This is a genomic window from Fictibacillus sp. B-59209 (genome assembly GCF_036216745.1).
In the GTDB taxonomy this organism is placed as follows: domain Bacteria; phylum Bacillota; class Bacilli; order Bacillales; family Fictibacillaceae; genus Fictibacillus_C; species Fictibacillus_C marinisediminis.
The window spans coordinates 1-20802 of sequence record NZ_JARMMC010000043.1 but is presented as its reverse complement, the minus strand read 5'-3'; the positions used below and the strand labels follow the sequence as shown (position 1 = coordinate 20802).

Annotated in this window: 22 protein-coding genes; 20 read left to right on the top strand and 2 right to left on the bottom strand. The window is 43.4% G+C overall.

The genetic code is table 11. The annotated features are described in order from the left end of the window. Positions 1-141: 141 nt before the first annotated feature. The 10 genes from P4361_RS22525 to P4361_RS22480 all read left to right on the top strand — a co-directional run bounded on the left by P4361_RS22525 (position 142) and on the right by P4361_RS22480 (position 8114). A complete protein-coding gene (locus P4361_RS22525; protein WP_328091106.1) occupies positions 142-1086 on the top strand; it encodes a sugar-binding transcriptional regulator in 945 nt (314 codons plus the stop codon). A gap of 178 nt (positions 1087-1264) precedes the next feature. Continuing rightward, complete coding sequence (gene deoC, locus P4361_RS22520) at positions 1265-1942, top strand: deoxyribose-phosphate aldolase (protein ID WP_053355843.1); 678 nt, start codon at positions 1265-1267, stop codon at positions 1940-1942. Positions 1943-2104: 162 nt separating this feature from the next. Further along, entirely contained in the window at positions 2105-2500 is a 396-nt protein-coding gene (locus tag P4361_RS22515) for a cytidine deaminase (protein ID WP_053355842.1), read from the top strand. 49 nt (positions 2501-2549) lie between these two features. After that, positions 2550-3731, top strand: coding sequence for a NupC/NupG family nucleoside CNT transporter (locus tag P4361_RS22510; RefSeq protein ID WP_328091105.1), 1182 nt, complete (start codon positions 2550-2552; stop codon positions 3729-3731). A gap of 320 nt (positions 3732-4051) precedes the next feature. Further along, positions 4052-4684: an AmiS/UreI family transporter gene (locus tag P4361_RS22505; protein WP_328091103.1), complete on the top strand. Its 633-nt coding sequence runs from the start codon at positions 4052-4054 to the stop codon at positions 4682-4684. Between the two features lie 94 nt (positions 4685-4778). Then, complete coding sequence (locus tag P4361_RS22500) at positions 4779-5111, top strand: hypothetical protein (protein ID WP_328091102.1); 333 nt, start codon at positions 4779-4781, stop codon at positions 5109-5111. Between the two features lie 58 nt (positions 5112-5169). Next, a complete protein-coding gene (locus P4361_RS22495; RefSeq protein ID WP_328091145.1) occupies positions 5170-5358 on the top strand; it encodes a YdeI/OmpD-associated family protein in 189 nt (62 codons plus the stop codon). 37 nt (positions 5359-5395) lie between these two features. Beyond that, the gene (locus tag P4361_RS22490; protein WP_328091100.1) at positions 5396-6088 is read left to right on the top strand and encodes a pseudouridine synthase; all 693 of its coding nucleotides are present in this window, start codon (positions 5396-5398) and stop codon (positions 6086-6088) included. Positions 6089-6113: 25 nt separating this feature from the next. After that, complete coding sequence (locus tag P4361_RS22485; RefSeq protein WP_328091099.1) at positions 6114-6983, top strand: SPL family radical SAM protein; 870 nt, start codon at positions 6114-6116, stop codon at positions 6981-6983. A 189-nt stretch (positions 6984-7172) separates the two neighbouring features. Then, positions 7173-8114: a transporter substrate-binding domain-containing protein gene (locus P4361_RS22480; RefSeq protein ID WP_231689163.1), complete on the top strand. Its 942-nt coding sequence runs from the start codon at positions 7173-7175 to the stop codon at positions 8112-8114. A gap of 222 nt (positions 8115-8336) precedes the next feature. Here the strand turns inward: P4361_RS22480 and P4361_RS22475 are convergent, their stop codons facing one another. Next, positions 8337-9131: a peptidoglycan-binding protein gene (locus P4361_RS22475; RefSeq protein WP_053355836.1), complete on the bottom strand. Its 795-nt coding sequence runs from the start codon at positions 9129-9131 to the stop codon at positions 8337-8339. A 255-nt stretch (positions 9132-9386) separates the two neighbouring features. Next, positions 9387-9920 carry a GNAT family protein gene (locus P4361_RS22470; protein ID WP_328091098.1) on the bottom strand — a complete coding sequence of 178 codons (534 nt, stop codon included), beginning with the start codon at positions 9918-9920 and terminating at the stop codon, positions 9387-9389. 207 nt (positions 9921-10127) lie between these two features. On the opposite strand from P4361_RS22470, the gene P4361_RS22465 reads away from it, so the two are divergent. The 10 genes from P4361_RS22465 to P4361_RS22420 all read left to right on the top strand — a co-directional run bounded on the left by P4361_RS22465 (position 10128) and on the right by P4361_RS22420 (position 20558). After that, positions 10128-10790: a 5-bromo-4-chloroindolyl phosphate hydrolysis family protein gene (locus P4361_RS22465; RefSeq protein WP_328091097.1), complete on the top strand. Its 663-nt coding sequence runs from the start codon at positions 10128-10130 to the stop codon at positions 10788-10790. Continuing rightward, the gene (locus tag P4361_RS22460) at positions 10780-11958 is read left to right on the top strand and encodes a toxic anion resistance protein (RefSeq protein WP_328091096.1); all 1179 of its coding nucleotides are present in this window, start codon (positions 10780-10782) and stop codon (positions 11956-11958) included. The genes P4361_RS22465 and P4361_RS22460 overlap by 11 nt, the downstream gene beginning before the upstream one ends. Before the next feature lie 308 nt (positions 11959-12266). Continuing rightward, positions 12267-13220: a DUF3445 domain-containing protein gene (locus P4361_RS22455; protein ID WP_328091095.1), complete on the top strand. Its 954-nt coding sequence runs from the start codon at positions 12267-12269 to the stop codon at positions 13218-13220. Further along, the gene (locus P4361_RS22450) at positions 13217-13678 is read left to right on the top strand and encodes a hypothetical protein (RefSeq protein WP_328091094.1); all 462 of its coding nucleotides are present in this window, start codon (positions 13217-13219) and stop codon (positions 13676-13678) included. The genes P4361_RS22455 and P4361_RS22450 overlap by 4 nt, the downstream gene beginning before the upstream one ends. A gap of 16 nt (positions 13679-13694) precedes the next feature. Then, on the top strand, positions 13695-14660 hold the full coding sequence (locus tag P4361_RS22445; protein WP_328091092.1) for a PDR/VanB family oxidoreductase: 966 nt from the start codon (positions 13695-13697) through the stop codon (positions 14658-14660). Between the two features lie 309 nt (positions 14661-14969). Beyond that, a complete protein-coding gene (locus P4361_RS22440; RefSeq protein ID WP_091007571.1) occupies positions 14970-17024 on the top strand; it encodes a BglG family transcription antiterminator in 2055 nt (684 codons plus the stop codon). Positions 17025-17044: 20 nt separating this feature from the next. Next, positions 17045-17326 (top strand): PTS sugar transporter subunit IIB, encoded by a 282-nt coding sequence (locus P4361_RS22435; RefSeq protein WP_053355830.1) that lies wholly within the window; start codon positions 17045-17047, stop codon positions 17324-17326. A gap of 23 nt (positions 17327-17349) precedes the next feature. After that, the gene (locus P4361_RS22430; RefSeq protein WP_328091089.1) at positions 17350-18720 is read left to right on the top strand and encodes a PTS ascorbate transporter subunit IIC; all 1371 of its coding nucleotides are present in this window, start codon (positions 17350-17352) and stop codon (positions 18718-18720) included. Positions 18721-18747: 27 nt separating this feature from the next. Continuing rightward, positions 18748-19599, top strand: coding sequence for a transketolase (locus P4361_RS22425; RefSeq protein ID WP_328091088.1), 852 nt, complete (start codon positions 18748-18750; stop codon positions 19597-19599). After that, positions 19596-20558, top strand: a complete 963-nt coding sequence (locus tag P4361_RS22420; protein WP_328091087.1) for a transketolase family protein — start codon at positions 19596-19598, stop codon at positions 20556-20558. Before P4361_RS22425 ends, P4361_RS22420 begins: the two co-directional genes overlap by 4 nt. Positions 20559-20802: the final 244 nt, after the last annotated feature.

Genomic DNA, 20802 nt, shown 5'->3' with positions numbered 1-20802 from the left:
CACTTTTAAGGTATGCGGTATATCGGCTTAAGTCAACCGAAATTTAGAAAAAACTAGTATTTTTTATTTTACATATGTTCATGACCGGTGAAATTTTGGTAAGATATTAGGGAAGGATTATGAGAAACGGCGGTGGACCCTTTGGAACAGGAAAAGTTAAAGAAGGTCATTGAAGCGGCAAAGCTCTATTATTTGCTGGATTACAATCAGAACCAAATAGCGGCAGAATTGGGCATTTCGAGACCGACCGTTTCAAGACTGCTTCAGCAGGCTAAAACCGAAGGGATCGTGCAGATCAAAATCATGGATCCCACAAATGGGATTGAACAGCTGGCCAGTGAGCTTGAAGAAAAATTTAACCTTAAAAAAGCAATTGTCGCTTCCATTCCGCAATATGAGAGTACAAGCATAAAGAAGGGTCTCGGTGAGAAAGCGGCTGAGTACCTTTATGAAATCGTAAAAGACGGAGATAGGATTGGGGTTACGTGGGGAACCACTTTATATAACGTGGCCTGCCAGCTGAAGCAAAAGTTCGTCAAGGATGTTAAAGTCGTTCAGTTAAAAGGCGGCATCAGCCACTCCGAAACCAATACGTACCACTCGGAAATCCTCGATCTGTTCGGCAAAGCGTTCAACACCGTGCCGACTCATCTACCGCTTCCAGCGATAGTTGACCACGTTGTCGTCAAGCAGGCGATGGAAGCCGACCGGCATATTAAACGAATTTTGGACATGGGGAAAGACGCGAATATCGCGCTGTTCACGATAGGACCTGTGAAGTCGGAATCCCTGTTATTCCAGCTTGGCTATTTTTCTGAAGAAGATCTGAAGCATATCCATTCAAAGGCCGCAGGTGACATTTGTTCCCGCTTTATTGATGAAGAGGGAGAAATTCTAAACGCCAGCCTCAATGAACGGACGCTTGGGATTGATTTAAAAGATTTGAAGCAGAAGGAACATTCCATCCTGGTGGCCGGCGGACAGCAAAAGATCGATGGCATTTATGGTGCGTTAAAAGGCGGATACGCGAATGTGCTCGTGACCGATCAGTTTACGGCAGGGTTTTTGCTGGATAAAGAAGAGTAAAGTTCATAAAAGTCCCTTCAACAAGGGCTTTTTTTGTTGGAAAAAAATACTTTTACATTTGTTCATTTAATTATTTACAATTGTTCAGTCGCTTGGTATAGTGTTCATGCAAGCAAAAATGCAATTGTATGACTGAAAGCGTTTTATTATATTTTCAAAATAGAAAGGAACGACCTGTATGTCAAACACAAAATTGGTTCAAATGATCGATCATACATTATTAAAAGCTGATGCAACTCAAGAACAAATTCAAGTACTTGCTGAGGAAGCAAAAGAGCACAAATTTGCTTCGGTATGTGTGAATCCGACTTGGGTTAAAACAGCTGCAGAAATTCTGAAAGATACTCCTGAAGTAAAGGTATGTACGGTTATCGGTTTCCCGCTTGGAGCATCTACTCCAGAAGTGAAAGCATTTGAAACAACAAATGCGATTGAAAACGGAGCAGACGAAGTAGATATGGTAATTAACATCGGCGCTCTAAAAAGCAAACAGTTTGACGTTGTAGAAAACGACATCAAAGCAGTTGTTGAAGCAGCTAAAGGAAAAGCACTAACAAAAGTAATCATCGAAACTTCTTTGCTTACTGACGAAGAAAAAGTAATCGCATGTGAGCTTTCCGTTAAAGCTGGTGCGGATTATGTTAAAACGTCCACAGGATTCTCTACAGGTGGAGCAACTCCGGAAGATGTAGCACTTATGAGAAAAACAGTTGGACCAGATGTAGGAGTTAAAGCATCCGGCGGCGTACGCAGCCTTGAAGATGCAGAGAACGTAGTAAAAGCAGGTGCGACTCGTATCGGCGCTAGCTCAGGTGTTGCTATCGCAAAAGGTCAGACGTCTAATAGCTCTTACTAATATTTAAAGTGCTTCATTGCAAGTTGATTGAAGTGCAAGGTGCGAGACTCCTGCGGTGGCTTACCGCACGCCCCGCGGAAAGCGAGCATCCTGGAACGGAAATCAACCCCTAGTAAGACCAACAAAGCTTACAAAAAAACCACTTGAATGGAGATCTGAAACATGGAAACAAAATGGTTAGTTGATCAAGCAATCAAAGCCCGTCAAAAAGCATATGTTCCATATTCGAAATTCCAAGTTGGTGCAGCATTGCTGACCGAGAACGATTTATTGTTTCTCGGCTGCAATATTGAAAACGCTTCTTTTGGCATGACAAACTGTGCCGAAAGAACCGCTATATTTAAAGCGGTTTCAGAAGGCGAACACACCATTAAAGCGATTGCGGTCGTTGGCGAAACAGAAGGGCCGATTTCTCCGTGCGGCGCTTGCCGACAGGTGATTGCGGAATTTTGTAATACCGATACCAGAATCATTCTGGCCAATTTAAAAGGCGACATCAAGGAAACAACGATCAGTGAACTCTTGCCTGGATTCTTTTCTTCAAAGGACTTAACGTAATTTAAGTTCTCACACAACCATGTGAAAATAACAACTAGGAGAAATTTTTATGACATATATCATTGCGATTTTAGGACTTGTTGTTGTGCTTGGATTGGCACTTCTTGCAAGCAATAACCGTAAACAAGTAAATTATAAGCCGATTGCCATCATGATCGTCTTGCAGCTTGTATTGGCCTATGTTCTTTTAAACACTCGATTTGGCCTTGTAGTCATTAAAGGGTTTGCCGGAGTGTTCGAAAAGCTGCTTGAATATGCAGCAGCAGGAGTTAACTTCGTATTTGGCGGAATTGCCAATGACGGACAAATGCCATTCTTCATTAATGTTTTGCTTCCTATCGTGTTTATCTCTGTATTGATTGGGATTTTCCAATATATCAAAGTTCTTCCGCTCGTTATGAGAGGAATTGGTTTCTTGCTCAGCAAAGTAAACGGCATGGGCAAGCTGGAATCTTATAATGCGATTGCTTCTGCGATGGTAGGACAATCTGAAGTATTTATTACTGTGAAAAAACAATTGGGCCGTATACCGGAGCACCGCTTGTATACATTATGTGCTTCTGCGATGTCTACGGTTTCCATGTCCATCGTCGGTGCTTACATGACGATGATCGAACCGAAATATGTAGTAACTGCTCTCGTGCTTAACCTTTTCGGCGGTTTCATTATCGCTTCCATCATCAACCCTTATAAAGTTGATGAAAACGAAGATATTCTCGAAGTTGTGGAAGAAGAGAAACAGTCATTCTTTGAGATGCTTGGCGAATATATTATGGACGGGTTTAAAGTCGCGATCATTGTTGGCGCGATGCTGATTGGATTTGTTGCCTTGATGGCTGCGATTGACAGCGTGTTCGACTTGATTTTCGGCGTAACCTTCCAGCATGTACTTGGCTATATCTTTGCACCGGTTGCCTTCATCATGGGTGTTCCATGGGCTGAAGCGGTTTCTGCCGGTGGAATTATGGCAACAAAATTAGTAACAAACGAATTCGTAGCCATGATTCAGCTTGGCAAGGTGAAAGAAGCAATGAGCCCGCGTACATTGGGTATCATCTCTGTATTCCTTGTATCCTTCGCAAACTTTTCATCCATCGGTATCATTGCCGGAGCGGTGAAAGGCTTGAGCGAGAAACAAGGAAACGTGGTTGCACGCTTTGGATTGAAGCTTCTTTACGGAGCAACACTTGTCAGCGTACTTTCAGCAATCATCGTAAGTTTTATCCTGTAATTAAAACAAAACATAAAGAGGGCATATCCCTTTCTGCACTAGCGGAGGGGATCTGCTTTTTCTTTTTTAGTTCCAATGAACTAAAGTCTAGCTCAAGCGCCCAGGGCTGAAAACGAATTCCAGTTTTCAGCTTTAGTCCTCGGAGGACGAATTGAAAAATCACAATTCGTCTTAGGTCGCTTCACTCTTCCCCCTCAACACAAAAATCGTGTTGCAGGTTAAGAGTTCCAGCGCTTGTCGGACTTAAACAGGGCGCTTGCGCTTTTCAATATAAGTGAGGTGAATTTGTCTGTGAGATTGTTTTCTCACAGCAAAACATTATGGGTGATGTCGGTTTATTTCTTTCAGGAGCAGCCCTGTTCTTAAACAGCTTCATGCTTTTCGGAAAAGCGGAGGGCAAGAGCGTCGGATATTTCAACTTGTTTGTCGGAGTCCTTCAGGTCGTTATTCCGTTTTATTTGATCGTAATCTCGGATCAGCAGCACTGGACCATTTTTAATTTGGCTTCGATCTTTTTGTTCGGGCTGACCTATTTATTTGTAGGAGTCACAAATTTAAAAGGTCTTCACGGCAGCGGGCTTGGATATTACTCGCTTTGGGTTTCCATCATTGCCGTTATGTATGCTGTTGTGTCTTATATGCAGTTTCATGATCTTGTAAGCAGCCTGACTTGGGTCGCATGGGCGTATTTATGGTTCCTCTTCTTCCTGTCCGGAGCACTGAATAAAAAAATTGATAACTATATCGGCAAGGTCGCATTCGTGCAATCTTGGCTGACGCTTACTTTTCCGGCACTCCTGTCTCTAGCAGGAGTATGGAAAACGCAGGCTGTTTCTCAGGCATGGGCGTACTTGCTGATCGCATCGTTCGTGTACTTTATCGGTTGTACTATACGGCTGATCCTGTCTACTCAGAAAAAAGAAAAACGGCTGGAAGTACAGACGGCTTCTTAAATAGAAAGAAATTCTCTCGAAGGACCGGGAGGATTTCTTTTTTGTGTTGGCGTAATGAAGGAAGGTACGCTACCAATGTCTGGAGGTCGAGGTTATGGCAAAAGCGGAACTGCCGATAATGTGGTTTGAAGATCAGCAAGCACTGGAGGAGTGGCTGGAGGACAATCATGAGGTTTCACCAGGAATTCGTCTGCACATTGCCAAAAAGAATGCAGGTATCGTCACACCAAGCTATGCCGAAGCTGTGGAAAGCGGTTTATGTTACGGGTGGATCGACAGCCAGAAGGAAAAGTTTGATGATAAAACATGGCTTCAGCGGTTTACACCGAGAGGGCCAAAAAGCATTTGGTCGAAAGTGAATAAAGATAAAACAGAAGAGCTTATAGCGGCAGGGAGAATGAAGCCTTCCGGACTCCGGGCGATTTGAACAGGCCAAAGAAAACGGTCTTTGGGAAAAAGCATACGCGCCGCAAAGCGATAAAAGCCTGCCCGAGGACTTTGAGAAGGAACTTCAGCAACGGCCGAACGCGAAAGCCTTTTTTGAAACATTGAACAGCCAGAACCGGTATGCGATTCTTTTTAGACTACAGACCGCCAAGAAACCGGAAACACGGATGAAACGGATGGACCAATTCCTTAAGATGCTTGAAAAAGGAGAGAAGATTTATCCATAATGTAAGTCGGCAGACATAAACAGAAAGCGGGCAGACCATGAGAATTAACAAATACATCAGTGAAACAGGCGCTGTTTCAAGGCGGGAGACGGACAGGCTTATAAAAGCGGGAAGGATTACCGTCAATGGAGCAGTATGTGAAGCGGGTCAATTGGTGAGTCCGGACGACATCGTGCTGATTGATGGGAAACCTATTGAAAATAAGGTACACTCGATTTACATTTCATTGAATAAACCGGCCGGCATCACGTGCACGGCCGCTCCGCATATTGAAGGAAATATCATAAATTTTGTAAGTTACCCAGAACGGATTTTCCCGGTCGGCCGTTTGGACAAGGCTTCAGAGGGTTTGATTTTGATGACGAATGACGGGGAACTGGCAAATGCCATCTCCCATTCTGATTACGGACACGAAAAGGAATACTTAGTAACACTTGATAAGACTTACAGCAAACAATTTATCGAAAACATGTCGAGGGGAGTACAGATTCCTGAAGCTATGACCAAGCCCTGTGTGGTCAAACCAGTAAGCGATGATGAGTTCCGTATCATTCTTACGCAGGGACTGAACCGCCAAATCCGCAGAATGTGCCGGGCGTTTGGCTATACGGTCACGAAGCTCGAACGGATTCGGATCATGAATATTGAACTGGGTGAATTGCCCAGAGGCAAATGGCGTGAATTAACGGCTGAAGAAGTTGGAAAGCTTAAAGGATTACTCGGGATGTAAGCTGAAATGGAAGGAGGAATGCGGGATGAAGGCACAGCTGAAGGACATCATATCTAAAAGCATCTTAACACCAGGGGTAGGGCAGCTCGATGATTTTTCCCATTCGCTGAATCCGTATGCCGGCTGTACCTTCGCCTGTTCCTACTGTTACGTTAGGCAGCTGCCGATTTCTCTTTACCGTGAAGAGGAGTGGGGCACTTGGGTCGATATTAAGAGCAATGCTGCCGAACTGCTGAGGCGTGATCTTTTAAAGGCGAGAAACAAAGGTCCCGTAACAATCTTTATGGCGTCTTCCACAGATCCGTATCAGCCACTCGAACACGAAACGAAGCTGACACGCAGCCTGCTGGAGGTTATGCTGGAAGTTCCGCCGGATTTTCTTCATGTTCAAACGCGCTCGCCGTTAGTGAAACGTGACATCGACTTATTAAAAAAGTTTGGGGATAAAGTCAGGGTGTCGATGACAATCGAGACCGACAAGGAAGATATCCGCAAAGCATTCGCCCCAACCGCTCCGCCCATTCCGGCACGCATGAACGCGTTGAAGGAAATAAGGGAAGCCGGCATTACTACTCAGGCCAGTATTTCACCGCTTTTGCCTTGTTCGAGGGAATTTCCTCAAAAGCTGCGTCCGATTGCTGACCGGATAACGATCGATGATTTTTGGATGGGGGACGGAAGCGGGGGAAAGCGCACCGAACGCCTTGGCATTTATGAAATCTACAAAGAGACCGGCATGGAAAAGTGGTACAATCCAACGGCCTATAAAGTGGTTTTGAACATGATGAAAAAACAGATCGGTAATGAGGTGGAAGTGATGCTTTCAAAGGATGGCTTTACACCGGTTGCTCCAGATCGAAAACCTGCGATCGGAGAGAATTTAACATTTTTTTAATTGTGAAAGACTGGTCGGACAGACCGGTCTTTTTTTTATGAGGATGTTCGCCGCTTTCGGGCTTTTAGTGACACTAGGACTTTCCTATCCAGACTAACGAACCTATTTTATGTAATTTTCAGAAAATATATGTACTTACCATCCCGCTCTATGAATAATGGATATATCTAATAGAATGGAGGAAGGCATATGCGAAAGTCAATGGTCTTAAAGTGGTTGGCGGTTTTGGGTTTTCTTGCTTGTGTTTTTTTGGGTGGAATGAGTTTTACCTCGGCCACTAAGAGTTCGGGTGAAGTGGAATGGAACGGCAGCCAACTGAGTTCGATGGAGGTTAATGGCAAGCCTTATGTGTCCGCAGAAGAGCTGGCACAAGCCACGGGATCCGAGCTGCATAAAGAAAGTCATCATTATACGGTTTCTTCAAGGCTTGACCGCATCATAAGAAAAGGGGTAATCCGGGTAGGTACGACAGGGGACTATAAGCCGTTTACCTTTTACAATAAAGAAACGAATAAGTTTGAGGGATACGATATAGAAGCTGCAGAATTAATGGCCAAGGACCTTGGAGTAAAGGTCAAATTTGTAAAAACCTCTTGGCCCACATTGATGAATGACTTGCTCGACGACAAGTTTGATATTGCGGTAGGCGGAATCAGCCGCAATACGGAACGCCAAAAGACGGCTCAATTAACCAGTCCTTATATGAATGAAGGGAAGGCACCCTTAATTCGTGCGGTGGATAAGGAAAAATACACTAGTCTTCAAGCGATTGACCAGCCGGGTGTTACGATTGGCGTAAATCCTGGAGGAACGAATCAGAAGTTTGTGGACGCCAACATTAAGCAGGCGAAAGTGGTAGTAGTAGAAAACAATCTTGAGATTCCGCATATGGTGGCAGAGGGCAAAGTAGACGTCATGATTACTGACAGTACCGAAGCGATGTACTATGCAAGCAGGGATCAAAGACTTTACGCTGCGCTGACTGATAACACCTTTACGAAAAGCCAAAAAGGATACTTGATCCCTAGAGGCGATTCAGTCTTTGAAAACTGGGTCAACCTCTGGATGGATGAAATGGAGCTTCAAGGTGAGTTTAACCGGTTAAAAGACAAATATATCTACAACAAATAGCTAAAGAAGGATGTAAAAGGAGGCCCGAGGAGACTTTTGGCCTCCTTTTTATGTGGTACAAGCAGAGATACGGGCAATTCAGGGAGAATTTTAAGAAATACGCGCCAGTCTCTGCGAAATACGCACCAATCTCCACAAAATACGCGCCAATCTCATAACAGCTAAATATATAAAAATAATCCTGGGATCCAAACGGATAACCCAGGATTATCATTTAAAAGATTATTTCTCGTAAACTGTTACTTTTACGTCTTTGCGTCCCCAATTGATTGCATCACCATGGTCTGGAATGAACACATCAATCATCTTCCCGTTGATTCCGCCGCCAGTGTCTGCAGCAATGGCTGTGCCGTAGCCTTCAACCACTACTTTTGAACCAAGCGGAATAACATCTGGATCCACTGCAACTACTTTGCCGTCATTGTATTTTTGCAGATCAATGCCCATTCTTGTTTTGCCGGAACAGCCGTCACAATCTGCAGTATAGGCAGAGCTGTTTACCGTGAAGCTTCGTGTGGAGTAGGAAGGGCTCTTTTGGCGAAGCTTTGAGAACGTCTTAGGTCCTGCGATGCCGTCAGATGTGATGCCCTGATTTTTTTGAAATGAAGCCACAGCCGAAACCGTGCTGTCACCGTAAATGCCATCAACCGTTGAATCGTATGTATTCCACGCTTTCAATAAACGCTGTAATTCAATAACGGGTTTCCCCATATCACCGCTGCGCAATACTTTAATTTTACTGATGGTCGCTGATCCAGCAACACCATCAACTTTTAAACGAGACTGCTCTTGAAAACGTTCAACTGCGCCTTTCGTGATCGGACCATAGTAGCCAGTAGCCGTATGATATGGAAAAACGCCCTTTGTCATCAAGTATTCCTGCAATTGTTTCACGTCACTGTTGCTTGAGCCTGTAGAAAGCATTTGACTGCCTAGAGCGGCGCTGCTGTGTCCAGGAAAAAACAAGCCAGTACAGAGGACTGCCATCATCAACAATCCCATTAGTTTTTTCAACATAATGATTTCCCCCTTAAAATTTTTGATTCGTGTAAACCCTTTAGTTTTTTCGCTAAGAAATGACAAAATAGGGGGAAATCTTGAATAAACGCTTCTATTTTCCTATGAACCTTACAAGAAAATCCAATCTGCTGTTTGCGGAAATTTCCAGCGGGGTATCTAGTCTAATAGAGACAAAATAAGAAAGACTGACCCTATAATGGATCAGCCCGCTACCATATTATACATATTTTGGAAATTTCGATAAAAAGGTGTTTAAAACAATAATCCCATGACCACCGTCGAGTAATAGACTCCGTTTATATACGTGTCGTTTCGAACTAAACCTTCCACTTCAAAACCGAGTTTCTTGTATAAAGCGATGGCCCGGTGATTGTCTTCTCTGGTCACTAAGCTGATCCTCTTGGTGGTCCCGTTATGCTTGGCCCAATCAATCAGCTCAACCATCATTTTCTCTCCAAGACCCATCCTGGTATAGTTTTGAGAGATAACAATTCCCAGTGTGCCGTTATGTTTCGACCGTGCTTTTTGGGAAGAGTTAATCGTGGCAATGCTGATGATAGCGTCGCCCAGGGTGGCAAGCAGCATGATGGAGTTTTCTTCTGAAGCCATACTCTCTATGTATGTTTCATACTCATCGGCATTTCTAGTAAACTCGTTTCCGCCAAAAGAGAGGAAATCTGTCTCACCCCCGACCACATTATAAAAATCAATGATGGTCTGTGCATCAGCTGGAACAGCTTCGCGAATCAAAGCTTTATCACCGTTCTTCATTACATAATTCTTCATGTTCAAACCTCCAACAATTATTTAACGGTGCCTGGCACCGCGAACTAAGCCTTAAGTCTTAGTTTTTTTACGTTTACGGGGCTATAGAGATGTTCACCATAATCATGTAAGGTAGAGATAGAGAAAAGTAAATTTTTTCTAAAAGTGAAACTCAAATTTGTTCTCTTCGTAGTATTAGAAAAGACATGATGTCAGGAGTCGATTTACATGAACTGGTTTTTAGCCTTATTCGTCAAGGTGTTCAGTACGATCAATACAATGGTCATCGTCTGGCTGCTGTCCTTCTTTGCCTTCGATCAGTCTTTCTTGCTCTCGAGCGGTTTTGCGGCCGGGGGAGCGGTGATCGGCTATACGATGACAGCGATGCTCTGGAATTACCGCATGCTGAAAAAATATAAGCTGACTCGCAGCGAATTTAAATATATCAAGAAAAATTTAAATGAAGCAAAGCCAAAGATTTACAGACTGCAGAAGACACTGTTTTCCATCCGGGACATCCCGACCTTGAAACAGAGGATGGAACTGACGAAGATCACAAGAAAAATATACAGCATGACGAAAAAGGAGCCCAGGCGTTTTTTTCAAGCAGAGCGTTTTTACTTTTCGCATTTGGATTCTGCCGTCGAGCTGACGGAAAAATATGCATTCTTATCAGGACAGCCCAAGAAAAGCTGGGAGATTCAGGATTCTCTTTCGGAAACAAGAAGGACGTTGAAGGAACTTACCGAATACATTGAAGAGGACCTTTACCATATGATCTCGGATGATGTGGATCAGCTGAAATTCGAGCTGGATGTGGCCAAGCATTCTATAAAAACCTTGAAAGATTCAAAATTAGAAACGAAAGCAGGAGATTATAATGAGCGATAATACGTCCCCTCTCTATAATCATGACGATAAATTGGATATTATGAATGACTTGCTCTCCGATCCGTTCGGAGGCGCTGAAAACGTTCAGGAGCTGAAGACAGAAGAACAAGTAAAGCAGAAGAGGCTGATTGATGTTCTGCCAGAGGAAAACAAGGCAAAAGCCTACCAGCTGGCCGAACAGATCGATCCGAAGAACCACCAGGCGATGATTACATACGGAACACCAGCACAGTCTAAATTACTCTCCTTTTCCAACACGATGCTGGATCAAGTGAAAAAGCAGGATGTCGGGCAAGTCGGAGAAATCATACATGACTTGATGAAAAAGCTCAGCCTTGTAAACCCTGATGAGCTGCAGTCGAACAAGCCGTCCTTGATTGGCCGCATGTTCGGCAAGATTTCCGGTTCTGTTCAAGAGGTGCTTTCCAAGTATCAAAAGACTGGCTCGCAGATTGACCGGATCAGCGTCAAACTCGACAGCAGCAAGAATGTGCTGCTCGCCGACATCGTCATGCTTGAAAAATTGTATGAGCACAACAAAGAATATTTTCAGGCATTGAACGTTTACATTGCTGCAGGTGAACTGAAGCTGGAGGAATTAAACGGAAAAATCATTCCGGCGCTCCGTAAAGAAGCAGAGACAACAAACGACCAGATGAAATATCTGGAAGTTAACGATATGGTGCAGTTTGCCGACCGGCTGGACAAACGCCTTCACGATTTAAAATTGAGCCGGGAAATCACCATTCAAAGCGCACCGCAGATCCGTTTGATTCAAAACACGAATCAGGCTCTCGTGGAAAAAATCCAGTCCTCCATCATGACTGCCATTCCGCTTTGGAAAAACCAAGTGGCGATCGCACTTACCTTGCTTCGCCAACGAAGTGCGGTAGAGGCGCAGAAACAGGTCTCCAAAACGACAAATGAGCTTTTATTGAAAAACGCCGAGATGCTTAAAGCAAATACAATTGAAACGGCGAAGGAAAATGAGCGAGGATTGATTGATATTGAAACGCTTAAGAAGACGCAGGAAAACTTGCTGACTACCCTGGAGGAGACTCTGCGGATCCAGGAGGAAGGCCGCCATAAACGCCGTTTGGCCGAGAACGAACTCGCTCAGATGGAAACAGGGTTGAGGCAGAAACTGCTTGAGATTAAGGGGCAATAACGGATTAAAAGGCTGTACCACACGAGGTGGTGCGGTCTTTTTAATGTGCATACATCTTTGTGGAATCCCCTTTTTATCCATGGAATGCGTGAACCGCATTGGCACCCGAACGCCTGGGAACTGACGCCGTTGTTTAAGGAGAAGCCATGGTATCCATTGTCGAGCAGGATTCCAAAAAGCTGCACAACTATCACGCCAAGCCAGGTAAAAGCCCACAAAGGTGTGTCTTTTACAATTCACTCTTCAGTTTTTCCACACTTTTCTATAAAATAAAAAGAAAGAATATTCTGTTAAGTGGGGAGGTTAATATGCTGACACGTGAACTGAATTCTTTTCCTTATCCGTTTAAGGGCGATCAATACCGCTATTCCAACAACTCCGTCTCCATGACTCGGCCATCCAGTATAGAAATTACTCCACGTTATACGGAAGAGGTCCAACTAAAGCGAGACCTGCTAACCCATCATCCTGAACGCTGCTTTCAATCCCTTTCTCACTCGTTAAAGAGCCAGTGGGAGATCGTAGACCTGGTAACTGAAAACCTCGTAACCTATTACCCCGATCAGTTTGCGCTTCAAAAAAACGGGGATCACTGGACTTTTGTAAATAAGATCCTTGGAGTGACCTCTCATTTTACCTATGGCGATGAAAAGACGATTCCGTGTGAGCCTTTAGACTTTATCGGCAGGCATGTTCAGGAAGATCTCATTTTCATGATGGAGAGGGATGGGGATCTGTATTTGGATGCGGGGCAGCTCTGCTTTCCAGCCAACTGGTCGCTGGCGTTTAACCTTGGCATGGAATTTAAAGAGATCCATCATCCGATACCAGGGTTTAAAGAGGAAGGGCTGGACGGCCGCATTTTGCGGTTTTTAAAGAGGCTGGAGGCAGGAGCCCCTTGGGAGCGGCTGAATTGGTCTTTAATGGCGGGGAACAGGCTCGATACGTCATTGGAAACATTTCATGAATGGGGGAAAGAACGAAAGAATGTAACAGAAGAAAATGCAGGCGAGCTCGTTCATTTGCGAGTGGAAGTCCAGAAGCTTTTTCGATTGCCGCAAAGCAACGGAATTTTGTTCACGATTCATACTCATTTATTGGCCATGGAAGACTTTACTGCCAACACAGTCTGGCTTCAGCAATTATATCAGATTATAAAAGAACTCCCCGAACATATTGCGGATTATAAAGGAATCTCCCTCTATAAAAAGCAGCTTCTGGCCTATCTGGAAGAGAAGCTAAAAAGCAGGAATCCTACATGAAGTTTGTGCCGGGAAAGCGAAAATACCTTATTTGCGGAGATACATATGGAATCAGATTGCTGCAGCCAATCACCCAAAAAATCATGGAACAAAAAACTCCTTTTGAACGAATGGAGCTCACAGATGAGGTAAAAGTCCGCAGCTGGCTGAGCCAACAGAAAATGGGATGCTATCTTTATGTTTCGGCAGCATGGCCAGAGATTGAGAGACTTAAAAACATCACCGAAGATATCGGCTTCCTCTCTGAGGAAGAGGTGCAATTCATCGGCCATGGTGACCGCGTCATTCATGTGTTCTGCTGCCGCTGCCACGGACTGACTGAGCTGAAAGTGACCCATTCTGAGACACTTCAGGATGGGATGGAGATCACATGCTGCCAATGCGCCTTACTTCTTTCAGTAAGTGATCATTATTCATCATTAAGAAATGCGTATTTAGGCTATGTAGCCAAACTTTAATTGGAGATGAACGGTGATGCTGCAAGAAAACATGCTTCCTGTTACGGTAACAGCTATCCATAAAGAAGCTCCGAAAGTGAAACGTTTTGAGCTGGCTTCGCTTGACGGCCGGCCGCTTCCGCCATATAGCGGAGGTTCTCATATCGGTATTTTTATAGAAACAGTGAAAGGAACAATACATCGCCACTATTCTTTAACCGGACATACACGTAAAAGAGGACATTATGAGATTGCTGTGGCGCTTAACGAAGATTCAAAAGGCGGCTCCGCTTTTATGCACCATGGAGTAATAGAAGGAGACATGCTGTACATCAGTTACCCGAAAAATCATTTTCCTTTGGCCTTTAAAGCAAAGCGTCATGTGTTTTATGCTGCAGGGATCGGAATTACTCCCTTTTTAAGCATGATGGAAGAATTGAAAGGGAAAAATGTTCCCTTCGTATTGCACTATACCGCCAAGACCAAAGACACCTGCGCGTTTTATTCTTTCCTGAAAAAAACTTATCCTGAACAGTGCCGCTTCTATTTTTCCCGTGAACCGTTGGGAGAAAGGCTGACTACAGATACTCTCGCTCAGCATCCTATCGGAACCCATGTGTACTTTTGCGGACCGGGTTCTTTTATTACTGAATTCACTGATGCAGCAGCACAATTAGGTTATCCATCTTTCAATATTCATGTTGAACGGTTTACCCCTCTTAAATCAAATGTTCAAAACGCTTTTCACGTAAAACTGACTAACGGAACGATCCTGCAGGTAGCGGAAAACCAGACCTTGCTTGATGCTCTTCATGAGAATGGAATTTATACCCCGTATTCTTGCCGGGCAGGACGCTGTGGTACGTGTGAGATCAAAGTTAAAAAGGGGGAGGTTGATCATTGCGACTCTTTTCTGACAGAAGAGGAGAAGGGTACGAATGATACAATCTTAGCATGTGTATCGAGGGCAAAATCACGTGAGCTGGTGTTAGAGATCGAGTAACAAAAAAGAGAGTTTTGACGAACGCTCAAAAACTGCTTGTTGCTCTGGCTTTTATTATGATTCTCCTTTTCCTTAACTTACGATTTGAGAAATGATAGAAGTAATCTCAACAATTAATAAACCTGTATCCTAATAATGGATCCAGGTTTATTTTATTTACTTTAGTTTTACAGCCTTTTAAAATGCTTGTAATAAGACATAATCATATCTCGTCACAATTTTGTAAGTTGATTATAACACTATTTGTAATCAATAAGTATCCAAAATGTAAGCGCTTTAAAATATGATTAAAACAGGAGGGATGATGACGTGCAACTGGAAGAACGGCCGGCCTTATTGTTAAACCAGCTTTCTGCACTAAATAAACCAACAATGTCACAGCTCATGGATCAGACAAATTTGACCAAGCGGCAGATAACGTATGATCTTGAAAAAATTAATGAATGGCTGAAGGATCGGAGTCTTCCTTCTATTGCTTATAAACGAAGAACATGGATTGAGGTTCCGGAACGGGTGATTGATTATGCAGGCACAAAGTTAACGGGAGAGTCTTTTATATTTACGGAAGAAGAAAGGCTTTATTCCATTTTCCTATTCTTATTTATCAGAAAAGAGTATATCTCGTCAGCCCATCTTATGTCTCTCCTAAAAGTAAGTAAAAACACAGTGATAGCTGATGTGAAAAAGGCCAATGAGATGATTAGTCCTTTTCTTGTGAAAATACATTACACAAGGGAACGGGGATACCACTTAAAAGGAACCGAGCTTGATAAAAGGGTTCTATTAATGAATCATTTAACAAAACTTTTTCAGAAGCCGTCAGGGAAAAAAATAATTGAATATCTTGTGAAAAAAGCAGGTTATGAACTTAGAGCTGATTATATGATCACTCTTCTTCAATCGCTTGAAAGGGATTCTAATCTTCAATTTGTGGAAGAACGGCTGCACCAGTTTGCTCATTTTCTTCAGTTCTATTATATCCGGCTTCTGGAAAAAAAAGTTATCCGTCTTCATCCTGATGAAATTGAGATTCTGAAACAAGACCATTTAATAGAAACAGCTAAACAAATGATTCACCTTTTAGAGCTGGATACCGTTGAATCAGAAATTGCTTACCTTGTCATTCAGCTATTGGGCCTTTCGTTGGGGAATGCTTCGGTTATCCAGGATGATTACGATCTGCTGCTGCGAATATGTGAAAGGCTTGTAACAGAATTTGAATCCAAGGCCTGTATTTCATTTGAAGAAAAGAATACAGTCGTGGAAACACTGTATCAGCACCTCAAACCAGCTTATTATCGGATGAAGTACCGAATACCCATTCATAATCCTTTGCTAGAACAGATCCGGGAAGAACATAAGGAACTTTACACCATTGTAAAAGAACTGCTTGAACCCGTGGAAGTCCTTCTCAATATTTCTGTACCGGAAGAAGAAGTAGGGTTTATTACCATCCATTTTGGAGCTTTGCTTGAAAAACCAAAGCAAATTGCGGCTAGAAAAAAGAGAGCGTTGGTGGTTTGTCCAAGCGGAATCAGTTCTTCGCTGATGGTAAAGCATCAGCTCGAATCCTTGTTTTCAGAGATTACGATTGACCGTACTATGTCATTGCAAGAGTTTAAGCATTGCCAGCTCTCCAATTTTGATCTTGTTTTCTCGACCGTACAGCTTCACACAAAGAAACGCTATTTTCTGGTGAAACCGATAATGACACCTGTTGAAAAAAGTACGCTGCTCAACGAGGTTTATCAGTTTTTATTTGGAACACAATACGAACCTGTTACAACAAAGGAAATACTCAAGATCATGGAAGGTTACGTTAATTTTATTGATAAGGACGGGTTGAAGCAGGCTTTAAGCCAATTCATGTTTCAAAAAAGGACCAACGTAAACAGGAGGAACAGACCAGTGCTAAGTGATTTGATTACAAGTGAAACCATTCAATTTGCTGAACAGCTTCCAGACTGGGAGGAAGCGATAAAAGAAGCAGCCCAGCCGCTGCTCTCGAAAGGGGCGATTGAGTCTTCATACATCGATGCCATGATAGAGAATGTATACACAATGGGGCCTTATGTCATTTTGGGTCAGGAAATTGCAATACCCCATGCACGTCCGGAAATGGGAGTCAATCAGGTGGGTATGAGTTTTTTGAAGCTGGAACATCCGGTTTACTTTTTAAACGATGACAAGCATCCAGTGTCCTTATTATTCTGTATAGCTGCGATCGATAATACGACCCATCTGCAGGCTCTTTCACAGCTTACTAAGCTTTTGAGCAATAAAGACAATGTAAAACGATTGAAAACGATGAAGAGTGTTGAAGAAATCATGGAATTAATACAAGAGTATTCCAAAGCAGTTTAGTTGAAGGGGAGGCAGATGTAATGAGAATTTTAGCCATTTGCGGTTCAGGTTTAGGAAGCAGCTTTATTCTGGAAATGAACGTTCAGGAAATCATTAACGAGCTCGGTGTGACAGGCGTGGAGGTAAGCCATTCTGATTTAAGTTCGGCTACCCCTGATATGGCAGATCTATTTATAGCTGCCAGGGATATTGCGGAAAGTGCCACCCACTTAGGAGAGGTTGTTGTTATTGACAGCATTATTGATATGGATGGAATCCGGGAGAAATTAAGAGAAGAGTTTACCAAAAAAGGAATGCTCTAGAGAGCATAAAGGGGGAACTGGAAATGGGTGAAAGATTTCTTAAATTGATGATGGACATTCTGAGTCAGCCTGCTGTTCTTGTTGCGTTAATTTCTTTTATAGGTCTGCTTCTTCAGAAAAAACCAGCGAGTGAAGTTGTAAAAGGAACAACAAAGTCTTTCCTTGGCTTTCTTGTTATTGCTGCAGGGGCAAATATCCTGGTTGGGGCACTGGATCCATTCGGAAAAATGTTTCAGGAAGCCTTTCATGTAAATGGGGTTGTCCCTAATAATGAAGCCATTGTAGCGATGGCACTGACAAAGTACGGATCGGCAACGGCTTTAATCATGTTTTTTGGAATGATTGCCAACATTCTGGTGGCCAGATTTACTCCATTAAAATATATCTTTCTGACAGGACATCACACATTATACATGGCCTGTATGATTGCCATCATCTTAGTTGTTTCAGGATTAAAAGGAATAGGTCTGATTATTGTAGGTTCAATTGCCCTTGGTTTAACGATGGCAGTATTTCCGGCTATGACCCAGCCCTTTATGCGGAAAATAGTAGGGAACGATAATGTAGGCTTTGGGCACTTTTCATCTCTTGGCTATATTCTTTCAGGATTAGTAGGAAAAGTAGTTGGAAAGGGATCTCGTTCTACTGAAAAAATCAACTTCCCTAAAGGCCTTGCTTTTCTGCGTGACAGTTCAGTTACTATTGCTCTCACTATGACGATTCTCTACTTGGTTATTGCGCTGTTTGCGGGCTCTTCATATGTTGAAAAAGAATTAAGTAATGGAACACATTACCTTGTCTTCTCTGTTATCCAGGCGGTAACCTTTGCTGCTGGGGTATTCGTCATCCTTTCTGGGGTTCGACTTGTACTGGCTGAAATTGTACCGGCATTTAAAGGGATTTCTACTAAACTGGTACCCAATTCCAAACCTGCGCTTGATTGTCCAATTGTATTCCCCTATGCACCTAATGCGGTATTGATTGGTTTCTTCTGCAGCTTTTTAGGCGGAATTGTAGGCATGGCGATATTGGGCTGGGCTGGTGCGGTGATCATATTACCAGGAGTTGTACCTCATTTCTTCACAGGGGCTACAGCAGGTGTATTCGGTAATGCAACTGGCGGCATACGCGGTGCAACAATCGGCTCGTTTGCTAACGGCTTGCTAATTACATTTCTTCCTGTTTTCTTGCTTCCAGTCCTGGGAGATCTCGGTTTTGCCAATACCACCTTCTCAGACAGCGATTTTGGCGGAACAGGAATCATTCTAGGAAACGTGGCCGATTCATTTGGTGCGACAGGCGTTACAATCTTTGTGGCAGCAGTGTTAGTTATTGCAGTTCTCTTAGGTTTACGAAAAAAACCACAAAGTGAAAAGGAAGAGGTTTCTGCTTGAGGCTAGTACCAATATAGGAGGTTTTCAATGAGCAATACAATTTCCGAAATTGAACAGTTTAGAGACCAAATTCGGCTGAAAACGTTAAAGGAACTCTATCATCTGGGCTTTGGCCATTATGGAGGAAGCTTGTCGATAGTCGAAACCCTGGCTGTGTTGTATGGCGGCGTCTTGAAGATTGACCCTGCCAACCCCAGATGGGAGGAACGGGATTATTTTATCCTATCTAAAGGCCACGGAGGTCCAGCTTATTATGCGGCATTAGCATTAAAGGGATTTTTCCGGGAAGAGCTGCTATACACACTAAATCAGAACGGGACATCGCTGCCTTCTCATCCTGACCGAAACCTTACACCAGGAGTGGATATGACAACAGGCTCACTCGGCCAGGGAATTTCTGTAGCGGTTGGTGTGGCACTCTCCCAGAAGCTGTCAGGGAATTCTAATAGCACGTATTGCATTGTGGGTGACGGTGAATTAAATGAGGGGCAGTGCTGGGAGGCGTTTCAGTTTGCTGCCCATCACAAATTGAACCATCTTTCTGTTTTTGTAGATGATAATAAAAAGCAGCTCGATGGATTAACAAAGGACATTATCGATCCTATCGATTTTGCTGAAAAGTTCAAGGCCTTTGGCTTCTATACTCTACAAGTAGACGGAAGCTCCATTCAGGAAATTTATGATGCTATTAAGCTTGGAAAGACACAAAATGAAAAACCGGTTGCCATTATATTAGATACGATAAAAGGTCAGGGTGTCCCATATCTTGAAACAAAGGCAGACAATCACCACATCCGTCCGAATCCTGAGGATGAAGCGGCCATACTTGAAGCTATAGCAGACCTTGAGAGAAGGATGGAAAGGACGGTAACAGGATGATTGAATCAGCAGCTACATCCTATGAAGTGGAAGAAGTTGAAATGAGGCAGGCATATGCCAGCACTCTGCTTGAACTGGCAAAACAAAATCCAAACATCATTGCACTGGAAGCTGACCTCATGAGTTCCATTTCTACCAATAAAATTCAAGGGCAAATACCAAATCAGCTGATTAACTGTGGCATCATGGAAGCAAATATGATGGGGATAGCTGCCGGGCTGGCATTGACTGGGAAAATTCCTTTTCTTCATACATTTGCTCAGTTTGCTACCCGCCGTGCTTTTGATCAGTTGTTTGTATCAGGGGGATATGCCAGGTTAAATTTAAAAATTTTAGGATCGGATTCAGGAGTAACAGCGGAACATAATGGTGGAACACATATGGCTTTCGAAGATCTTGGTCTTCTTCGTCTCATACCGAATGCAGTTGTATACGAAGCAAGCGACTCAACCATGCTGTCCTATTTACTCCGTAAAGTTTCCGTTGAATATGGTGTTCACTATATACGGACAATGCGGAAAGCAGCCGTGAAAATTTACACTTCTGGTGAGACATTTGAAGAGGGAAAAGGGAAGCTTCTTCGTGAAGGAGGAGATGTCACTATCATCGCTAGTGGAATTATGGTGGCTGAGGCTTTAAAGGCTGCTGATATCCTCCATAATAATGGAGTCCAGGCAACGGTTATCGATATGTATTCCATTAAGCCTATTGATAAAGAGTTAATTATAAAGTATGCAAAGAAAACAGGTGCAATCGTAACAGCAGAAAACCATAATGTAATAGGAGGGCTGGGGAGTGCTGTTGCTGAAGTATTAAGCGAGCATTGTCCTGTGCCTTTGAGAAGGATTGGCGTCAAGGAACAGTTTGGCCAGGTAGGTAAAACGGAATATTTGAAGGAAGTTTACAACCTGACGGCCAGGAATATTGTAGAATGTGTAAATGAGGTTAAATCGTATTGAAGGGGCTGTCCTGAAAGTCGAAAATTGACCTTCAGACAGCTCCTTTGACGTGAAAAATCTTCAATGAAAAGTTGATTGGAGTGCAAGGTGCGAGACTCCTGCGGGACTAGCGTGACAGGTGAGACTCCCGCAGGCGCTTGCCCCAAAAAGTAGGCGTTCACGCCGGTAAGGCTCACCGCACGCCCCGCGGAAAGCGAGCAGCCTGGAGCGGAGATCAACAGCTATCAGACTTCTTGGACAGCGC

Bases quoted from the DNA above. Each gene is read 5' to 3' on its own strand.
- P4361_RS22510 (WP_328091105.1), top strand. From the start codon at position 2,550: ATGACATATATCATTGCGATTTTAGGACTTGTTGTTGTGCTTGGATTG.
- P4361_RS22485 (WP_328091099.1), top strand. From the start codon at position 6,114: ATGAAGGCACAGCTGAAGGACATCATATCTAAAAGCATCTTAACACCA.
- P4361_RS22515 (WP_053355842.1), top strand. From the start codon at position 2,105: ATGGAAACAAAATGGTTAGTTGATCAAGCAATCAAAGCCCGTCAAAAA.
- P4361_RS22460 (WP_328091096.1), top strand. From the start codon at position 10,780: ATGAGCGATAATACGTCCCCTCTCTATAATCATGACGATAAATTGGAT.
- P4361_RS22465 (WP_328091097.1), top strand. From the start codon at position 10,128: ATGAACTGGTTTTTAGCCTTATTCGTCAAGGTGTTCAGTACGATCAAT.
- P4361_RS22425 (WP_328091088.1), top strand. From the start codon at position 18,748: ATGAGCAATACAATTTCCGAAATTGAACAGTTTAGAGACCAAATTCGG.
- P4361_RS22490 (WP_328091100.1), top strand. From the start codon at position 5,396: ATGAGAATTAACAAATACATCAGTGAAACAGGCGCTGTTTCAAGGCGG.
- P4361_RS22455 (WP_328091095.1), top strand. From the start codon at position 12,267: ATGCTGACACGTGAACTGAATTCTTTTCCTTATCCGTTTAAGGGCGAT.
- P4361_RS22470 (WP_328091098.1), bottom strand. From the start codon at position 9,920: ATGAAGAATTATGTAATGAAGAACGGTGATAAAGCTTTGATTCGCGAA.
- P4361_RS22505 (WP_328091103.1), top strand. From the start codon at position 4,052: ATGGGTGATGTCGGTTTATTTCTTTCAGGAGCAGCCCTGTTCTTAAAC.
- P4361_RS22435 (WP_053355830.1), top strand. From the start codon at position 17,045: ATGAGAATTTTAGCCATTTGCGGTTCAGGTTTAGGAAGCAGCTTTATT.
- P4361_RS22480 (WP_231689163.1), top strand. From the start codon at position 7,173: ATGCGAAAGTCAATGGTCTTAAAGTGGTTGGCGGTTTTGGGTTTTCTT.
- deoC (WP_053355843.1), top strand. From the start codon at position 1,265: ATGTCAAACACAAAATTGGTTCAAATGATCGATCATACATTATTAAAA.
- P4361_RS22420 (WP_328091087.1), top strand. From the start codon at position 19,596: ATGATTGAATCAGCAGCTACATCCTATGAAGTGGAAGAAGTTGAAATG.
- P4361_RS22450 (WP_328091094.1), top strand. From the start codon at position 13,217: ATGAAGTTTGTGCCGGGAAAGCGAAAATACCTTATTTGCGGAGATACA.
- P4361_RS22430 (WP_328091089.1), top strand. From the start codon at position 17,350: ATGGGTGAAAGATTTCTTAAATTGATGATGGACATTCTGAGTCAGCCT.
- P4361_RS22500 (WP_328091102.1), top strand. From the start codon at position 4,779: ATGGCAAAAGCGGAACTGCCGATAATGTGGTTTGAAGATCAGCAAGCA.
- P4361_RS22475 (WP_053355836.1), bottom strand. From the start codon at position 9,131: ATGTTGAAAAAACTAATGGGATTGTTGATGATGGCAGTCCTCTGTACT.
- P4361_RS22445 (WP_328091092.1), top strand. From the start codon at position 13,695: ATGCTGCAAGAAAACATGCTTCCTGTTACGGTAACAGCTATCCATAAA.